The 17128-nt window shown below is 71.9% G+C and carries 17 protein-coding genes; 8 read left to right on the forward strand and 9 right to left on the reverse strand.

What is annotated here, in order from left to right; genetic code table 11:
- Nucleotides 1-311: 311 nt before the first annotated feature.
- Nucleotides 312-1406, reverse strand: a complete 1095-nt coding sequence (locus tag U4E84_RS00725) for an alanine--glyoxylate aminotransferase family protein (RefSeq protein WP_322530174.1) — start codon at nucleotides 1404-1406, stop codon at nucleotides 312-314.
- 104 nt (nucleotides 1407-1510) lie between these two features.
- Between U4E84_RS00725 and U4E84_RS00730 the strand changes: the two genes are divergently transcribed.
- Nucleotides 1511-2149, forward strand: coding sequence for a metal-dependent hydrolase (locus tag U4E84_RS00730; protein WP_322530175.1), 639 nt, complete (start codon nucleotides 1511-1513; stop codon nucleotides 2147-2149).
- A 13-nt stretch (nucleotides 2150-2162) separates the two neighbouring features.
- On the opposite strand, the gene U4E84_RS00735 is transcribed toward U4E84_RS00730, so the two are convergent.
- Entirely contained in the window at nucleotides 2163-3455 is a 1293-nt protein-coding gene (locus tag U4E84_RS00735; protein WP_322530176.1) for an AGE family epimerase/isomerase, read from the reverse strand.
- Between the two features lie 166 nt (nucleotides 3456-3621).
- On the opposite strand from U4E84_RS00735, the gene trxA reads away from it, so the two are divergent.
- The 6 genes from trxA (at nucleotide 3622) to U4E84_RS00765 (ending at nucleotide 9154) form a co-directional block, all read left to right on the forward strand.
- On the forward strand, nucleotides 3622-3963 hold the full coding sequence (gene trxA / locus U4E84_RS00740) for a thioredoxin (protein ID WP_322530177.1): 342 nt from the start codon (nucleotides 3622-3624) through the stop codon (nucleotides 3961-3963).
- Complete coding sequence (locus U4E84_RS00745) at nucleotides 3964-5100, forward strand: aminotransferase class V-fold PLP-dependent enzyme (RefSeq protein ID WP_322530178.1); 1137 nt, start codon at nucleotides 3964-3966, stop codon at nucleotides 5098-5100.
- 50 nt (nucleotides 5101-5150) lie between these two features.
- The gene (locus U4E84_RS00750; RefSeq protein ID WP_322530179.1) at nucleotides 5151-5711 is read left to right on the forward strand and encodes a class I SAM-dependent methyltransferase; all 561 of its coding nucleotides are present in this window, start codon (nucleotides 5151-5153) and stop codon (nucleotides 5709-5711) included.
- Between the two features lie 189 nt (nucleotides 5712-5900).
- Nucleotides 5901-6998, forward strand: coding sequence for a DoxX family protein (locus U4E84_RS00755; protein ID WP_322530180.1), 1098 nt, complete (start codon nucleotides 5901-5903; stop codon nucleotides 6996-6998).
- Between the two features lie 49 nt (nucleotides 6999-7047).
- Nucleotides 7048-8340, forward strand: a complete 1293-nt coding sequence (locus tag U4E84_RS00760; protein ID WP_322530181.1) for a glucose-6-phosphate isomerase — start codon at nucleotides 7048-7050, stop codon at nucleotides 8338-8340.
- Nucleotides 8341-8428: 88 nt separating this feature from the next.
- A complete protein-coding gene (locus U4E84_RS00765; RefSeq protein ID WP_322530182.1) occupies nucleotides 8429-9154 on the forward strand; it encodes a type II CAAX endopeptidase family protein in 726 nt (241 codons plus the stop codon).
- Nucleotides 9155-9181: 27 nt separating this feature from the next.
- Here U4E84_RS00765 and U4E84_RS00770 read toward each other — a convergent pair whose 3' ends face one another.
- The 5 genes from U4E84_RS00770 to U4E84_RS00790 all read right to left on the reverse strand — a co-directional run bounded on the left by U4E84_RS00770 (nucleotide 9182) and on the right by U4E84_RS00790 (nucleotide 13581).
- Nucleotides 9182-10474 carry a DNA double-strand break repair nuclease NurA gene (locus U4E84_RS00770; protein WP_322530183.1) on the reverse strand — a complete coding sequence of 431 codons (1293 nt, stop codon included), beginning with the start codon at nucleotides 10472-10474 and terminating at the stop codon, nucleotides 9182-9184.
- Nucleotides 10475-10647: 173 nt separating this feature from the next.
- Nucleotides 10648-10911 carry a hypothetical protein gene (locus U4E84_RS00775; protein ID WP_322530184.1) on the reverse strand — a complete coding sequence of 88 codons (264 nt, stop codon included), beginning with the start codon at nucleotides 10909-10911 and terminating at the stop codon, nucleotides 10648-10650.
- 172 nt (nucleotides 10912-11083) lie between these two features.
- On the reverse strand, nucleotides 11084-11548 hold the full coding sequence (locus U4E84_RS00780) for a hypothetical protein (RefSeq protein ID WP_322530185.1): 465 nt from the start codon (nucleotides 11546-11548) through the stop codon (nucleotides 11084-11086).
- Nucleotides 11548-12030, reverse strand: a complete 483-nt coding sequence (locus U4E84_RS00785; RefSeq protein ID WP_322530186.1) for a DUF2240 family protein — start codon at nucleotides 12028-12030, stop codon at nucleotides 11548-11550. Before U4E84_RS00785 ends, U4E84_RS00780 begins: the two co-directional genes overlap by 1 nt.
- Nucleotides 12031-12120: 90 nt before the next feature.
- Nucleotides 12121-13581 (reverse strand): Na+/H+ antiporter NhaC family protein, encoded by a 1461-nt coding sequence (locus U4E84_RS00790; RefSeq protein WP_322530187.1) that lies wholly within the window; start codon nucleotides 13579-13581, stop codon nucleotides 12121-12123.
- A 195-nt stretch (nucleotides 13582-13776) separates the two neighbouring features.
- Here U4E84_RS00790 and U4E84_RS00795 point away from each other — a divergent pair, with 195 nt between their 5' ends.
- Nucleotides 13777-14763, forward strand: a complete 987-nt coding sequence (locus U4E84_RS00795; protein ID WP_322530188.1) for a GTPase — start codon at nucleotides 13777-13779, stop codon at nucleotides 14761-14763.
- A 42-nt stretch (nucleotides 14764-14805) separates the two neighbouring features.
- Here U4E84_RS00795 and U4E84_RS00800 read toward each other — a convergent pair whose 3' ends face one another.
- Both U4E84_RS00800 and U4E84_RS00805 read right to left on the reverse strand, forming a co-directional pair.
- Nucleotides 14806-15768, reverse strand: coding sequence for a PfkB family carbohydrate kinase (locus tag U4E84_RS00800; RefSeq protein WP_322530189.1), 963 nt, complete (start codon nucleotides 15766-15768; stop codon nucleotides 14806-14808).
- 66 nt (nucleotides 15769-15834) lie between these two features.
- A complete protein-coding gene (locus U4E84_RS00805) occupies nucleotides 15835-17094 on the reverse strand; it encodes a phosphohydrolase (RefSeq protein ID WP_322530190.1) in 1260 nt (419 codons plus the stop codon).
- Nucleotides 17095-17128: the final 34 nt, after the last annotated feature.

Raw genomic sequence — 17128 nt, forward strand, 5'->3', positions numbered from 1 at the left:
TCCTCGATGAGAAGGGCTCCCTCGTGACGTGACTCGGTATGATTGTGGACCGAAATCAGCAGGGACTGCTCCGGATCCGAGAGCGCCGCACACCCGGCGATCGCGGTGAACCCGCCCGTGCTTGCGAGGAGGAACTGCCGACGAGTCGGGGACATACAACGGCGTGCGTGTCAAGCGGTAATATTCTTTGTCCGGCGGTGAACGAGCGAGCGAAAGACGAGAGACGTGCCCTCTACAGTCAGCTCAGCGGGTCAGAATCACCCGTCACCGAAGAGTGCAACGGGACCACCCGCCACAGATTCATCCGCGATTCACAACACGGCTTCCAGCGCGTCCACCGTCTCTTCCACGCGCTCGACCCGCGCGTTATGTCCCATGTGGCCGACGCGCAGGATATCGTTCGACAGCGCCCCCAGTCCCGTCGCGACGAGCACGTCGCGCTCCTCGCGGAGTCGGCGCTGCAGTTCCTCGGCCCGCCCGGGAGTGTGAAACGCGGTCACGGTCGGCGAACTGCGCTCGGGGTCCGGGTAGGGCTCCAGCCCCAACTCCGCGCCGCGCTCGCGACACCGCTCCGCAGCGGCCCGGTGTCGCTCTCGGACCGCGTCGAGCCCCTCCTCCAGCAACAGCCCGAGCGCCGTGTCGAGCGCGACGACCTCGGTCGTGAGGTGGGTGTACGGGAAGCCCCCCGAGATGTCTCGCCACGGGAGGAAGTTCGTGTACAGCGAGTGCGGGCCTCTCTCCTCCATCGCGTCCCACGCGCGCTCGCTGATCGCGGCCGTGGTGAGCCCCGGCGGCGCGCTGAAGCACTTCTGGGAGGCCCCCAGACACACGTCGATCCGCTCGGTCGGAACCGGGACGCCGCCGAGCGAGGAGACCGCGTCGACGACGGTGAGGGTCTCCCCGTCCGTCTCTTCCAGCAGGTCCAGCGCGGGCTCGAGGTCGTTGAGCGTCCCCGTGGGCGTCTCGCAGTGGACCATCGTCGCGAGCTCGAAGTCGTGGTCGCCGGCCGCGAGGACCGACTCCAGCTCCGCGAGCGGGAGCGGCGCGTCGTAGTCGGTCGAAACGAGCGTCGCCTCGCCGCCGTACGACTCGACGAAGTCGGCGAAGCCGTCGCCGTAGAGCCCGTTCGACAGGCAGAGAACCTCGGTTCCGGGCTCGACGAGCGAGGCGATCGCGGCCTCCAGCCCGAGGATTCCCTCGCCGCCGGGGACGACGACGTCGCGGGGCGAACCGTCTGACCGCCCCTCCGACTCGCCCGACTCGACCCCGTACACCGCCGCCAGCCGGTCGGTGAGCCGGCCGTAGATCCGCTGAAACTCCGGGTCCACGTCGGGGTTGATCAGCTCGCGGCTCATCGCGTCGCGAACGGGTTCGGGGACCGCGGTCGGCCCCGGCGTCATGAGCATGATCGGTACCTCGGAGCGTCGGGGTAACAATCCTGTCGGCCGACCGCGAGGAGTCTCCGTCCGCCGACACGTTAATACCGTTCTGTCGCTTTCGTCCCGTCACGATGATGCTGCCGACCCACGTGCTGGCCGGGATGCTGCTCGCCGCGCCCCTCGTGCGCGTGGCGCCGGAGCTGGCGACCGTCGGGTTCGTCGCGGGTTTCCTCGGCGGTCTCTTTCCCGACCTCGACATGTACACCGGCCACCGGAAGGCCCTCCACTACCCGGTGTACTACTCCGCGTCCGCCGGCGTCGCCCTCGTCGTCGCCCTGGCGGCCCCGTCCGCAGTCACCGTCGCTGCGGCGCTGTTCCTCCTCGGGGCGGCGCTCCACAGCGCCTCGGACATGTACGGCGGCGGCCTGGAGCTGCGGCCGTGGGAGGGGAACTCCGACCGCGCGGTGTACGATCACTACCGGAAGCGATGGGTCGCGCCGCGGCCCGGCGTCAGGTACGACGGCGCCGCCGAGGACCTCGCGCTCTCGGTCGGGCTGTCGCTCCCGCTCCTCTACCTGCTCGGCGGGCGGCTCCGACTGCTGGTGGTCGGGACGCTGCTCGTCGCCGTAGTGTACACGGCTCTCCGCCGACACCTCGCGGAGCTCGCGGCCCTCGTGATCCCCCTTGTGCCGGCGGCGCTGACGCCGTACCTGCCGGAGCGGTACACCGACACGCCGGAGCGGTACGCCGAGGCCGAGACCTGCGAGTAGCCGGCCGCTCCGATCAGTCCCGTTCCTCGCGTGTCTCCGCCTCCGACCGCGCCGAGCGCCAGCCCTCGAAGAACGCGCCGGCCGGGTGGTAGTCGGGCTCGACGCCGGGCGGCTCCGGCGCGACGAGGTCGCCGTCGGCGTCCGGGGAGAGGCGCTTCTCGTACCAGACGCCGGCCGGCCCGCGGAACAGGTCCGTCCGGACGAGGAGCCGCCGGTGCCAGCGACGCAGCCGCGCGGCCGCGTCCGCGTCGCCGCGCGCCGTCGCCCGCTCCGCGAGCGCCGCGCTCGCGCCGATCGCCTCCGCCAGCGCCCAGCCGTAGCGGTCGGGGACGAGGACCGATCCGTCGGCAGCGTGCGTGTACACGAACCCGTTCTCCGCCCAGCCGCGGTCGACCGCGGCGTCGAACAGCTCGAGCCCGCGGTCGTACCAGCCGGCGGCGGAACCGTCGCCCTCGCGGCCGGGGGCGCCGTCCGCCTCGCCCGCGCCGGCCGGTCCCGCCTCGTCGTACCGGTCGAGGAGCGCGAGGAGCTTCGCCCACTCGACGTGGTGGCCCGGCTGGTACCCCGGCGGCCGAAACTGGTGGCGGGGCTCGTCGGCGTTGTACGCGAAGTCGTGGTCCCACTTGGGGGTGTAGTGCTCCCAGAGGAGACCGTCGGTCTCGGTCGCCAGGTCGACCGCGATCGCCTCGGCGAGGTGGCTCGCCCGGTCGAGGTACGTCCCTTCGCCCGTGGCCTCGTACGCGGCGAGGTACGCCTCGCAGGCGTGCATGTTCGCGTTCTGACCCCGGTATGGCTCCAGTTCGTTCCAGCGCTCGTCGCAGTCGCTCCGGAGCAACCCGGCGTCGTCGCGGAGCCGCTCCTCGATCAGCGCGTGGGTCGCCGCCAGGTCCTCGCGGGCGCCCTCGATCCCGGCGTCCGTGGCCCGAGCGTACGCCAACAGCACGAACGCGTGCCCGTACGCCGACCGGGTGCGGTCGACCGGCGCGCCGTCGGCGTCGACGACGAGGCGGTAGCCGCCGTCGTCGGCCCGGTGGGCCTCGCGCAGGAACGCCAGGCCGTGCTCGGCCGCGGGGAGACACCAGTCCGGGCCGTCGGCGAGCGCGCCGAGCGCGAAGTTGGCGATGGATCGACAGGTGGCGACCAGGTGCCGCCGCTCGTCGGTGTAGTGGTCCCCCGTCTCGGGGTGGAGGAGGCGGTATCCCCGGTCCGCGAGCGCGTCCGGGTACTGGACCCGCAGCGTCGCGAGCAGGCGCGCTCGGTGCGACCGCGCCCGACGGCGGGCGGTCGCAGTTGTCGCGTCGGTCATTCGTTTGCCCCAGGGCCCCTCACCGCCTAATGACTGTCGGCGAGGGCGGCGGTTCCGTCGGCGGGCGCGTACGCCCGAGTGGTTCGGAGCGGCAGTGACACTCGTCCACACGGTATTGTGTATTTTGCCCAAAACTATTATGAGCGCCGGGAACGTAGCGTGAGGTATGAGTTCACCCGAATCCGTTCCCGCGGAGCCGATCCAGCTGTCCGACGCCGACGAGTTCGACGACTTCGTCGCCGAGCACGACGTGGTCCTCGTCGACTTCTACGCCGACTGGTGCGGCCCGTGCCAGATGATGGAGCCCGCCGTGGAGGCGGTCGCCGCGAACACGGACGCCGCGGTGCTGAAAGTCGACGTCGACGTCCACCAGGCGCTCGCGGCCGAGTACGGCGTTCAGAGCATCCCGACGCTGCTCGTGTTCGCCGGCGGCGAACTCGCCGACCGCGTGGTCGGCGCGCAGAGCGAGGACGCCCTGACCGACGCGATCGCGGCGCACACCGCCTGAATGGCCGACCGCGACGTCGACTCGATGACGCCCCGAGAGCTGCGCGCGGACGTGCCGGCGCTGGGGGAGGCGGCGTACTTCAACTTCGGCGCGCACGGGCCGAGCCCGACGTACGTCGTCGAGGCCGCGGCCGAGTTCATCGCCGACCACGAGTACGGCTCGTCTACGACCGACCCGTACGGCCACGCCTTCGGGACGTACGAGGCGGTCCGCGAGCGAATCGCCCGGTTCGTCGGCGCCGAGTCTGACGAGATCGCCCTCACCGAGAGCACGACCGACGGCATTACCCGGATCGCCGGCGCGGTCGACTGGGACCCGGGCGACGTCGTCGTCCGGACCGACCTGGAGCACCCCGCCGGGATCCTCCCCTGGAAGCGGCTCGAGCGGGAGGGCGTCGAGGTCCGCGTCCTGGAGACCGAGGGCGGCCGCGTCGACCGCGAGGCGTACGCCGACGCGGTCGCCGACGCGCGGCTCGTCTGCTTCAGCGCCATCACGTGGACCCACGGGACGCGGCTACCGGTCGCGGACCTCGTGTCTGTCGCGAACGAGGCCGGCGCGTTCACCCTCGTCGACGCGGTCCAGTCGCCCGGACAGGTCCGGATGGACGTCTCCGCCTGGGGCGCGGACGCGGTCGCCGCGGCCGGCCACAAGTGGACCCTCGGGCCGTGGGGGGCCGGGTTCCTCTACGTCGACCGCGAGGCCGCCGCCGAGCTGGCGCCCCGCGCCGTCGGCTATCGCAGCGTCGAGGACGCCAACGCTCACGATATCGAGTTCAAACGTGGCGCGCTGCGCTTCGAGGTCGGCACGGCGACCGCCGCCGCCCACGTCGGCCTCGTCGAGGCGCTCGACGCGATCGAAGCGGTGGGTCTCGACGCGATCGAGTCCCGGATCGAGACGCTCACCGACCGCCTCAAGGAGGGCATCCCCGCCGACCGGCTCCGCAGCCCCCGCGAGTTCGAGAGCGGACTCGTCACGGTCGACGTCGACGACCCCGAGGCGACCGTCGATCGCCTCGCCGACGAGGGGATCGTCGTGCGGTCGCTGCCGCACCCGGACGCGGTCCGCGCCTCGGTCCACGCCGTCTCCACCGAGTTCGAGGTCGACCGGCTCGTCGACGCGCTCGCCGCGGAGTGGTGAGTGGCGGATCCGACCGGACGCGTTTTGGTGATTGGCGCACAAGACCGAACATGGGTTTCCACACGTTCGACGTCGAGCGGGCGGACCGGCTGGAGCGCCCCGAGGTCCGCTACCGCTGGGTGTCCGCCGAAGAACTGATCGGACCGCTCGTCGCGGCCGACGCCGGCGTCGTCGCCGACCTCGGCAGCGGCACCGGCTTCTACACCGACGACGTCGCCCCGCACGTCGAGCGCGTCTACGGCGTCGACGTACAGACCGAAATGCACGACCGCTACCGGGAGAAGGGCGTCCCCGAAAACGTCGAGCTCGTCGCGAGCGACGTGTCGGACCTCCCGTTCGCCGACGACGAGCTCGACGGCGCGTTCTCGACGATGACGTACCACGAGTTCGCGAGCGACGCGGCGGTCGCGGAGCTCGCGCGCGTGATCCGGTCCGGCGGGGCCCTCGTCACCTTCGACTGGACCGCCGACGGCGACGGCGCGGACGGCCCGCCGGTGGACGAGCGGTTCGCCGCCGCAGACGCCGTCTCCGCGCTGGAACGCGAGGGGTTCGAGGTCGTCTCCGACTCCACGCGAACGGAGACGTTCGCCGTCGTCGCCCGCGCGCCGTAGGCGGGCGGCGGGACCGGACGAGCGGGCGCCGGAGGGGGTCGAACTGACCGGGGGGCGCCGGAGGGGGTCGAACTGACCGGCCGGGCGCCGGAGGCGACGGCGCCCGTCTCGCGAAATCGGCCGCCTCAGAGTCACTCTCAAACGTTCGTGAGGAAACAGCGTTAGGTGTGTTCGGTCCCTAGACGGGGTATGTCCGTTCGCTCCCGATCGGTCGCCGTCGCCGCGGTCGCGCTGCTCGCGACGCTCGTCGCCCGACCCGTGTCGGCCCACGTCGACTACGTCACCGAGGACTCGGGCGACCCGCTCGACGCGGTGGCGTTCACCGTCGAGGTCCTCTCCGACCCGTTCAACGCGGCGGTGTTCGCCGGGAGCGGGCTGCTCGCGGTCGCCGGGCTCGCCGCGTACCTGTGGGTCCGGCCGACGATCCTCGACGTGGTCGTCCTCCGCGAGACGCTCGCCGGCTACGCCGACCTCGTCCCGTGGATGCTGCGGCTCGCGGTCGGGCTCCCGCTCGTCGGCGCCGGCTTCCAGGGGTACCTGTTCGCGCCGACGCTCTCGTTCGACCCCAGCGCGAGTCCGCTCCTCCGGGTCCTCTTCATCGGGCTCGGCTTCTTCGTCCTGTTCGGGCTCGCGACGCGTATCGTCTCGACGGTCGGCCTGGTGACGTACGCGTGGGTGTTCCTCGCCGTCGATCCGGGCGTCGTCATCGCGATGGAGTACGTCCCGGCGTTGGTCGCGCTCGTCCTCCTTGGCGGCGGCCGACCGAGCGCCGACGACATGCTGTTGGAGGTCGCGAGCACGCCGGGGTCGTACTACGGCCGGATCGACCCGGTCCACCACCTGAAGGCGTTCCTCGACGAGACGACGGTCCCGCTGAGCCGGTACGTCCCCACGGTCCTCCGGGTCGGGATGGGGGTCACGTTCGTCTACCTCGGACTGATCGAGAAGCTCGCGGACCCCGGCCGGGCGCTGCTCGTCGTCGAGAAGTACGACCTGACGTCGGTCGTCCCCGTCGACCCCGGGCTGTGGGTCGTCGGCGCCGGGGTCACGGAGATTGCGGTCGGGCTCGCGCTGATCGTCGGCTTCTTCACCCGTGGCGCGGCCGCGCTCTCGTTCGTGTTGTTCACGACGACGCTGTTCGGGCTCCCGGACGATCCCGTCCTCGCTCACGTGGCGCTCTTCGGCATGGCCTCCGCCGTGTTCACGCTCGGCTCCGGTCCGCTCGCGTTCGACCGGTGGGTCGGGCGACCCGCGCTCGACGACGAGTCCGTGATTCCGGCCGACTGAGGGCCGGAGGACGGCCGGTTTTAAGCCACACTCGCCCGCGTGGAGAGGTATGAACGTCGACCTCGGCAACGCACTGGAGACGACACCGGGACTCACGCACGAGACGCTGGAGCGACTCGACGACCGGGTCGCGGTCGCGCACGACCGGATAGCCGACGGCATGGCCGCCGACGAGTTCGGCTACGCCGCGCTGACCCTCCCGGAGACGACCGACTCGGACGCGATCCGGGCGGCGACCGACCGCTTCGACCGCCCGGAGGCAGTCCTCACCGTGGGAATCGGCGGGAGCGCGCTCGGCGCCGCGACGCTCGCGAACGCCCTCGAGAGCGACGTCGACGCGTACTTCCTCGACAACGTCGACCCCGACGCGGTCGACGCGCTCCTCGCCGACCTCCCGCTCGCCGACACCGTCGTCAACGTCGTCTCGAAGTCCGGGACGACCGCGGAGACGCTCGCGAACTTCCTCGTCGTCCGCGAGGCGATGGAGTCGGCGGGCGTCGACTGGACCGAGCGCACCCTCGTCACGACCGGCGAGGAGGGGAACCTCCGCGCGCTCGCGGACGCCCACGACCTCCCCGCGCTCGACGTTCCCGACGGCGTCCCGGGGCGCTTCTCCGCGCTATCGACGGTCGGGCTCGCGGTCCCGGCGCTGCAGGGACACGACGTCGAGGCCGTGCTGGCTGGCGGGCGCGACGGGATGGCGGGCCTGTCGGGGTCGCTGTTCGAGTCGCCCGCGTACGCCTACGGCGCGGCGACGTACGCGCTCGCCGAACGCGGCGCGCTCACGAACGCCGTGATGCCGTACGCGGAGTCGCTGGAGACGTTCGCGGAGTGGTTCGCCCAGCTGTGGGCCGAGAGCCTCGGGAAGGACGGGCTCGGACAGACCCCCGCGCGGGCGCTCGGCGCGACCGACCAACACTCGCAGCTCCAGCTGTACCGCGCCGGGCCGCCGGACAAGCTCGTCTCGCTGATCCGCCCGACAGAGCGCTCGGCGACGCCGATCCCCGAGACCGACCTGGACGGGCTCGCGTACCTGGGCGGCTCGTCGCTCGCGGACCTGCTCGACGCCGAGTTCGAGGCGACCGAGGCGAGCCTCGCGGCCGCGGGCGTCCCCAACGTGCGCGTGGAGATCGACCGCGTCGACGAGCGGAACCTCGGCGAGCTGCTGTACGCGATGGAGGCCGCCTGCGTCCTGTACGGCGAGCTGGCGAGCGTCTCGACGTTCACCCAGCCCGCGGTCGAGTGGGGGAAGAAGGCCGCCAGGGGACTGCTCGGCGGCGGCGACTTCGCGGAGGCTGACGCCGTGGCCGACAAGCGCGAGCTCCGCGTCGACGGGTCCTGAGTTCGGTCGCCCGGTCCGCGTCTCCCGACGCCGGCCCGCCTCGTCGGCTTTCGGAGCGCCTAACACGCCGCGCGTCCAATCGTCGCCGATGACGGACGACCTCCCGGTCCCGGTCGATCGACTGGTCCACGTCGCGAGCGCCGCCTTCGCGCTCGTCCTCTCGCTCCTCGTCGCCAGTCTGATCGCCCAGCTGGCCACCTCGGCCGCGGTCGGCGTCGGCGTCGTCGCGCCCGAGACGAACGCGTTCGCACTCCTCCAGACCGTCGCCACCTTCGCCGGGTTCCTCCCGGCCGTGGTCGGCTACCTCGTGATCACCGACCAGCGGGACCTCGTCTCGGTCTCGCTCCCGTCGCTCCGGGAGGCCGGGATCATCGGGGTCGCCGCGGTCGCCCTCTACGCCCTCCAGATCGGGCTCCTCCTCGCGCTCCGCGAGTTCGGACTCCGGACCGGACAGAACCCGGCGACGGCCGCCGCCGGCGACCCGGTTACCTACTACGCCGCGATGATCGCCGTCTCGCTCTTCGTCGTCGGGCCCGCGGAAGAGCTGTTGCTCCGCGGCGTGGTTCAGGGCGGTCTCCGGCGCTCGTTCGACGCCGCGCCGGCCATCCTCGTCGCGGCCCTCGCGTTCGGGGCGCTTCACGGGAACATCGAGGGCACCGCCGCCGAACAGGTCGCGTACATGGGGGTGACGGTGGTCCTCGGCGCGATCCTTGGCGCGCTCTACGAGCGGACCGAGAACGTGCTGGTCCCGGGGCTCGCACACGGGCTGTACAACGCGATCATCTTCGCGGGGCTCCTGTGGGGCGCGCTGTGACCCCCCGTCGGTGAGCGCCGCCTCGACTCAGAACCGCGCCTTCCCCCACCGCAGGTCGTCGTACGTCGCCTGCCGGTCGCTGTCGAACCGCTCCTCGAACTTCCGCCGGAGGGCGGCCTTCTCCGCGGCGTTGATCCGCGCCAGCTCGTCGGCCTTCGCGACGGCCTTCGGCGGTCCCCGCGTCGTCGCCACGTCGGCGAGGACCTGCCGGGTGAGCCGGTCGCGGGTCTCGGCGTCGCGGGTGAACGCGTACGGGGCCTCCAGCTTGTAGGTCACGTCGGTCCGGGGGTCGTACACGACCGTGAACGTGGGCTCGTACAGCTCGGGGTCGAGCTCCCGGTCGATCCCGAGCGCGTCGCCGTCGGCGGCCATCGTCGCGTCGGCGCCCCCGCGGCTGTGGAACCAGGTCGTGAACGTGAGCGCGTCGTCGAGGCGGTCGCCGCGGCGGCCCGGAGCGGGCTCGCCGCCGTCGGCCCCGCCCGACTGGTCCGGGTCCGCCCGCCGCTCCAACAGCCGCGTGAACAGCGCGGTGTCGTCGGGCCACGGCGGCTCGACGCCCTTCCGGGCCAGCGCGCGGACGACCGCGCCGCTGGCGGGGTTCTTCACGAAGCCGGCGAGCGGCACGTCGCGCTCGACGAACCGCTCGACGAGACGGACGTACTTCTCGACGACGGCGCGCGGCTTCGCCTCGCGGGCGAGCGCGCCCAGCTCGGGGTTGCGGTCGTTCCACGTGAACAGCTCCTTGGGGTAGATCGGGCCGTCGAGGACGAGCAGGTCGTCGACGCGGTCGGCGTGGTCGAGCGCGTGGGTCCCCTCGGCGAGGTAGAGCGCGAGCGCGTGGACGACGCCCTCCGCGTACCGGTTCACTCGCGGCGCGTGGAGCACGCGCTGGCGGGTGTGGCCGTCGTCGCGGCGGTACCAGTCGGCGTCGAAGTCGGCCGTCGAGTCGCCGGCGTGGACGGTCGCGACGATGGTGCGGTCGCGGTGGAGCGCCAAGTCCGTCGGCTCGCTCGCCATCGCGGCGTGGGCCACGTCGACGACGAGCCCGTTCTTGAACGTCGTGGGGTTGATCGTGCCGGAGTCGAGCCCGTGGACCGTCTCGAACGGGCGCTCGGCGAGCGCCGCGTCGTCGATAGGGACCACCCGGCGCTCGTGAGCGGCCACGGGCTCGACCACGACGCGGCCGTCGCGCCGGAGCTCGGGGAGCCAGTCGCGCCACACCTGCCCCGCGAGGTCGTCGTGGTCGGTCGTGTCCACGTCGCTCGCGATGCCGTACGCGAGTCGCGCGATGTTCTCGACGTGGATCGGATCGAGCGTCACGGGCGTAACCGCGGTTCGGAGAGATATAAAACGCGTCGGCTCAAACGGGGCGACATTACGAACGGACGGAACCGGGAGGGTCGACCATCCACCCGCAGGCGACGTTCCCCTGACGGGCGGATCGCCGAGCGTGCACACACCACCTGCGACCTCGGAACGCCGGGCGGCGAGCGCTACTCGTCCCCTTCTTTCTCGGCGTCCCGCTCGGTCGCGATCTTGCCGTGCAGTCGGTCGAGCCCGAGCGTGAGAAGAAAGAAGCTACCGCCGACGTACAGGAGCGACTGCGGCTCGGCGACGAGCCGACTTATCAGACCGTTTCCGTAGCCGATCACGGTGCTCAGATACCCCAGTACCGACGCGGTCCATCCGAGTCCCGTGAGGCCAGAGAGCTGGTTAAGCAGATCCGTATCGGCGTCGCGTATCGATCTCACCACCATGACGGTTGTATCATCACCTTACCCCGCGTATTCCGCAGTAGTACATAAATTAGAATTGTTTTCACCGTATTGAGAATGCGCGTCGTACGCGGCGATGAGGGCTCCAGCGAGCTACCGCTCGCGGACGCGAACGCGCCGGTAACTCGTGGGGAGACCGCTCCTCAATGGTCCGCTATCTTGCGTCGACGACGGCCGCGAACACCGGCAGCGCGCGCTTCACCTGCGCGCCGTCCTCGACGAAGACCAGCGTTCTCGGCGGTCGGACCGCCTTCGGCCTGACGCGAAGCCCCGCCTCGCCGGCCGCGTCAGCGGCGGCCTCCGGAAGTCCGTCCCCGTCGTCAATACCGCGGCCGACGAACTCGATCCGAACGCGATTAGGCTGAACGTACACCTCGGCGACGAGGGCGGCGCCGGCCGTCTCGGCGTCGGTCGCGCTGACGGTGGCGACGTCGGTGTCGTCCGGGTCGCCGTCGCCCGCGCGGACGATCCGATACGCGAGCGCGCCGTCCGGAGTCGGCTCGACGTCGGGGTCGGCGTCGGAGAGCGCGAGGTCGCGGAGCCGTCCCCCGTCGCCGGTGAGCTCCGAGGCGAGCAGCTGACCGATCCGGACGCCGTCGGTCAGGCGCTCGTCGACCATCAGGCGTCACCCGCGTCGCCCTCGTGGGGCGTGTCCTCGGCGGCGAGGCCCTCGCGCACGTCGGCCGCGAGGTGGTCGACCGCGGCGCCGTGCTCCTTCGCGACGAGGACCGCGGCCGCCTCGATGGTGACCGCGAGCGCGCGCTGCCGCTCGTTGATGGAGGCGACCGCGCGCTGCTTCTCGACCCCGGCGGCGACGATGGCGTCGAGGGCGGTCTCGAAGGTGGACTGCTCGCGGAGGATCGCCTCGTCCGGGGTGAACCCCTCGGGGACGACCACCTCGTCGGGGTCGAACCGCGCGACGAGGTCGCCGTCCTCCTCGGCGACCAGCCCGCGGCCGACCGCGACGTCGACCAGTCGCTTCGCCTGGTCCGGCGAGAACCAGTCGCGGTCGAGCGACAGCGCGACGACGAACTCGCCCTCGCCCAGCCGCTCCTTCGCGCGGTGTTTGAACGGGACGGCGACTGCGACCTCCAGGCTCATGTTCGAACGGCGGGGGGTCGACGGCGGTAAACCTACCGGACCACGGGGAGCGGCGGAGAAGTGAGGGAGGGGCGTCGACGGAGACCGCTCTCAGTCGTCGTCCGCGGCCACAGTCGCCGCGGGGTCGACGCCGCCCGCGTCGGTCGGCGTCGCGTTCAGACTGTAGCCGGTCGCGGCCATGGCGAACAGCACGAGCGGCGAGAGGAACGCGAACAGGTAGTACGGCGCGTACTCCAGCGTCGGCACGCCGGTGACGCCCGCCATGTAGACGGCGCCCGCGTGCCACGGGAACAGCGCGCCGGTCGGCGTCCCGGCCGCCTCGACGGCGCGGGAGAGCTGGTCGGTGTCCAGGCCGAACTCCTCGTAGGTGTTCCGGAGCGTGACGCCCGGCAGCACGATGCTCATGTACTGCTGCGCGGTGAGCGCGTTGATCGCGACCGCCGAGACGCCCGTTCCGGCGACGAGGGAGCCGGGGCTCCGCGCGGCCGACGTGAACGCGCGGGCGATCACCGCCAGCACGCCGGTTCGCTCCAGGATCCCGCCGAGCGAGAGCGCGGCGACGACGACCGTGATCGTCCACGCCGAGCCGGTGAGTCCCCCGGTCGCGAGCAGTTCGTTCACCAGGTCGGAGCCGGACTCCGGGGCCGTGCCGTACATGAACGTCTCCCAGGCGCCGACGAAGCCGGCGCCCTGTACGAGGATCGTCGTGAGCACGCCGGCGAAGACGCCGGCGACGAGGGTCGGCAGCGCGGCGTACCCGCGCAGCGCCAGCCCGAAGGTGACGGCGAGGGGGACGAACGCGAGCAGCGTGATCGCGTACGTCTCGCCGAGCGCGCCCTGGATCTCCGCGATCCGGCCCGCGGGAATCTCGCCGCTGGCGCGGAGCCCGAGCGCGAGGAAGCCGAGCACCGCGACCCCGAAGGCGACCAGGGTGCCGGTCCGCATCCGGCGGATGTGCGCGTACAGGTCGGTGTTGGTCACGCCGGCCGCGAGGTTCGTCGTGTCGGAGAGCGGCGACTGCTTGTCGCCGGCGTACGCCCCGGAGAGGACGGCGCCGACCGTCATCGGGTCGGGGACGCCGAGCCCAGAGCCGATGCCGACGAAGGCGACGCCGAGGGTGCCGACGGTGGTCCAGGAGGAGCCGATCGCGAACGCCACGCCCGCGGCGACGACCGCCGCGGCGGGGAGGAACGTCTGGGGCGTGAGGATCTCCAGCCCGAGGTACATGAGCCCCGGTATCGTGCCGGCGCTCACCCACGTCGCGATGAGCCCGTAGATGGTGAAGATGATCAGGATGGCCTGCAGCCCCATCGCGAGGCCGTTGGCGATACCGTCGAACAGCTCCTCCCAGTCGTAGCCGAGCCAGAGGCCGAAGGCGCCGACGAAGGCGATGCTCCACAGGAGCGGCGCGTGCGGGTCGAGGCCGAGGACGGCCGAGCCGATGCCGAGGAACGCGACGACCGCGAGGACCGGGACCAGCGCCGCCGCCAGGCTCGGACGGCGGTCCGGGTCGAGGTCCTCGTACGTCGTGGGCGTGAACGAGCGTGTCATCACCGATCGTATTCCTTTGGGACATAAATACGACTCGAAATATGCGCGAGAAAGATAGCGATCGATCGTCGTCGTCGGTGCGTCTGGGGGGTCGAGGCCCCCGCCGCGCCTCGTCGAGTCCGCCCGTGTGCCGCCGTGTCGCGGCGCTCGCCGAACGGACGGTCTTATACGCGTCGGTGGGCAAGAGCCGTCAACATGATATTTGAGGGCCTCCCGACGACACCCCGCTCGGAGGAACTCGTCGACAAGGCGTTCTCGCGGGCGGCCCGCGCGGGACGCGCGAAGCGCGGCCACGAGGCACAGGAGTCGATGCTGCGGACCGCGGGCAACGTGCTCTCGGACAACCTGGAGAACGTCGTCGTCTCGTGGCCGGACTTCGGCTTCGACGTCGACCCGTTCTACTACGAGCTCGCCGACGCCATCGTCGACGTCGACCGCCTCCGGCAGGCGCTCTCGCAGGTGATGTGGGCCAGCCGACAGATCGAGGACCTCCGCGACGAGTACACCACGAAGATCCGCAACTCCGACGTCGACACCGCGCGCAAACACCGGAAACAGGCGTTCGCGCGCATGGCCGACGTGATGGACCAGATCGGCGACGACCTGCGGTACATCGGCGACTCGCGGGACCAGCTGAAGGTGCTCCCGGACATTCGGCCCGACGAGCCCGCCATCGTGATCGCCGGCTACCCGAACGTCGGGAAGTCGTCGTTCGTCAACCGCGTCACCCGCGCCTCCAACGAGATCGCGGAGTACCCGTTCACGACTCGCGGCGTCCAGATCGGCCACTTCGAGCGCAACCACGTCCGGTACCAGATCGTCGACACGCCCGGGCTGCTCGACCGCCCGGAAGCGGATCGCAACGACATCGAGCGACAGGCGGTCAGCGCCCTCGAACACCTCGCCGACGTCGTCGTGTTCGTGCTCGACCCCTCCGGCGACTGCGGCTACCCCCTCGACGTTCAGCTGGAGCTGCGCGAGGAGGTCCGCGAGCTGTTCGGCGACGACGTCCCGCTCCTCACGGTGGCGAACAAACACGACCGCTTCGAGGCGGTGCGGGCCGAGTCCGTCGACGCGACGATGAGCGTCACCGAGGACGAGAACGTCGAGGAGGTCCTCGACATGGCCGTCGAGGCGGCGGCGTTCGAGCCGGACCTCCCGACGCGCGACCGCGAGGAGTAGCCCCCGGCCGTCGGGGTCGCTCCGCCGGCTGCCGGCCGCCGCTCACCGCCGATCCGCGAGGAACGCCTCGACGCCGGCCTCGGTGGGGAGCGCCGTCATCCCGCCGCGCTCGCGGACCGAGAGCGCGGCCGTCGCGTTGGCGAACGCGACCGCGTCGGCGAGGTCGACCTCGTCCGCGGAGAGCCGCGCGACGAGCCCCGACGTGAACGCGTCGCCGGCGCCGGTGGCGTCGACCGCGTCGACCGCGAATCCGCCGTGCCGGACGGTCCGCTCGCCCCACGGCGCCGCGGCCGAACTGGCGACGACCGCACCCGCGGCGCCGAGCGTCACCACCGCGGTGTGCGGGCCGAGTTCCAGCAGGTCGCGTCCCAGCCGCTCCCCCTCGTGCGAGGAGATCCCCGTGGCCGCCACGTCCTCGTCGCTGGCGAACACCACGTCGCTGTCGGCGACGATCTCGCGGACCGCGTCGACGACGGCATCGCGCTCGCCGTCCGGAACGAGGTCCTCGCGGTAGTTGACGTCGAACGACACCGTACAGCCGCGCTCGCCGGCCGCCGCGGCCAGCTCGCGCATCGCCTCGCGGCCGTCCGGGTGCGTCAGAGCGACGCCGCCGAGGTGGACCCACGAGACCGACGCGAGCGCGTCGGTCGGGATCGACCCCGGATCGAAGCCGAACGTGACGTCCCCGGAGCCGTAGAAGCGGAACCGTCGCCCGTCGACGCCGGGCGGCGAGACGACCGCGAGGGTGGTGTTGCCGTCGACGCGCTCGAACCGCGTCGCGGGGACGTCCTCCGCGACGAGCGTCTCGGCCAAGAAGTCGCCGAACGGGTCGTTCCCGAGCCGCGTCCAGAACGCCGGCGCCGCGCCGAGCCGAGAGAGGCCGACCGCGACGTTGGCCGGGGCGCCTCCCGGCCGGTGGGAGAACCCGTCGACGTCGTGGAGCGTCTCCCCCGCCCCGGGCAGCAGGTCGATCAGCGTTTCGCCGGCCACGAGGATTTCCGCCATGCGAGAGACGGGGCGGCGGGCCGACATCAAAGTGTGCGGTTCGAGGGCGTTCGCTCGGGAGCGGACCTACTCGTCGGCGTCGGACTCGGCCCCCGAGTCCTCGCCCGCCGCCGCACCCGCCTCGGCGACCTCCTCGGCGACTGCCTCGAACGCCGCGAGGATCACCCGCTTACAGGCCTGTCCCTCGGTCGTCCAGTGGTGCGCGTAGTCGAGCATGTCGTCGTAGATGTCGGGCTTGCAGCCGGCCGCCTGCGGGTGGCCGCCGCCGTTCACCTTCCCGGCGACCTCGTGAGCGTGTCGGAACCCCTCCGAGCCGCGGATCGACGCGGAGCCGGCGGGCTTGACGATCACCGCGGCGTCGGCGCCCTCGCCGCGGAGCGTCTCCGCGACCTCGTTCTGCGAGCACCGGCCGTACGTCACCGCGACGGTCCAGTCGCCGACCTCGTGAGTCACCGCGCGGCCGACGGCGTCGTCGATCCGGGCCTCCTTCTCGACGCGCCGGTCGGCGACGAACGCCGCGACCGTATCGGGGAGGTCCGCGCCGTACGCGCCCACGACGGTCGCGTACTCCTCGGCGCCGGCCCAGTAGGAGTAGTCGGCGAGGTCGTCCGAGCGCGGGTCCTCCTTGATCCAGAGGTCGTGGTCGCGCGTCACGGCCGCCAGTTCGGCCCACCGGTCATCGAACTCGTGATCGAGCGAGCGGAGCGTCACGTCCGCTGTGCACTCCTCGTCCGACGCGCCGACGACGAGGTCGACGCCGAGGCGTCGGACCGCCGCCGCGGTCTCCTCGTCCCACTGGTGGTGGTCGAACCACCGGATCGAGGCGGTCGCCTCCGCGAGCGCCTCCAGCGGCTCCGCGATCCACTCGTAGTCGTCCGGGCAGAGGTCACAGACGAACAGGTCGACGTCGTCGTCGGCGTACGCGAGCACGCGTTCGAGCGACGTGTCGAGCGAGTACGGCCCCGCCGCGACCAGCCCGACCGGCGACTGCGCGTGGGCGTCGGCGGTGGGGTCGTCCGCGTCGTCCTCGACCGTCGGCGAGTCGTCAGCGTCGCCCTCGTCCGCCGCGAGCCGCGCCGCGATGGCCGCCTCGAAGTCGGCGACGTCGAGCGCGGCGTCGTACGCCTCTCGGATCATCGCCGCGCAGGCGAGTCCGTCCGCGTCGCCGTCGGCGATCACCACCGCCTCGCTCCCCTCGATCGCCTCCTTCGCCCGCCGCTCGGCGCGCTCCTCGTCCAGCGAGTCCGGGTAGAAGAAGCCCTTGCCGGGCAGCCGCGTGTACCGCGAGCGGGGGATCCCCGCCTCGTCGATGAGATCGTCGTCCATACCGCCGAGCCGGGCGGGAACGGGAAAACTCCGC

The sequence above is a fragment of the Halorubrum sp. AD140 genome, from assembly GCF_034497445.1.
Classification (GTDB): Archaea; Halobacteriota; Halobacteria; order Halobacteriales; family Haloferacaceae; genus Halorubrum.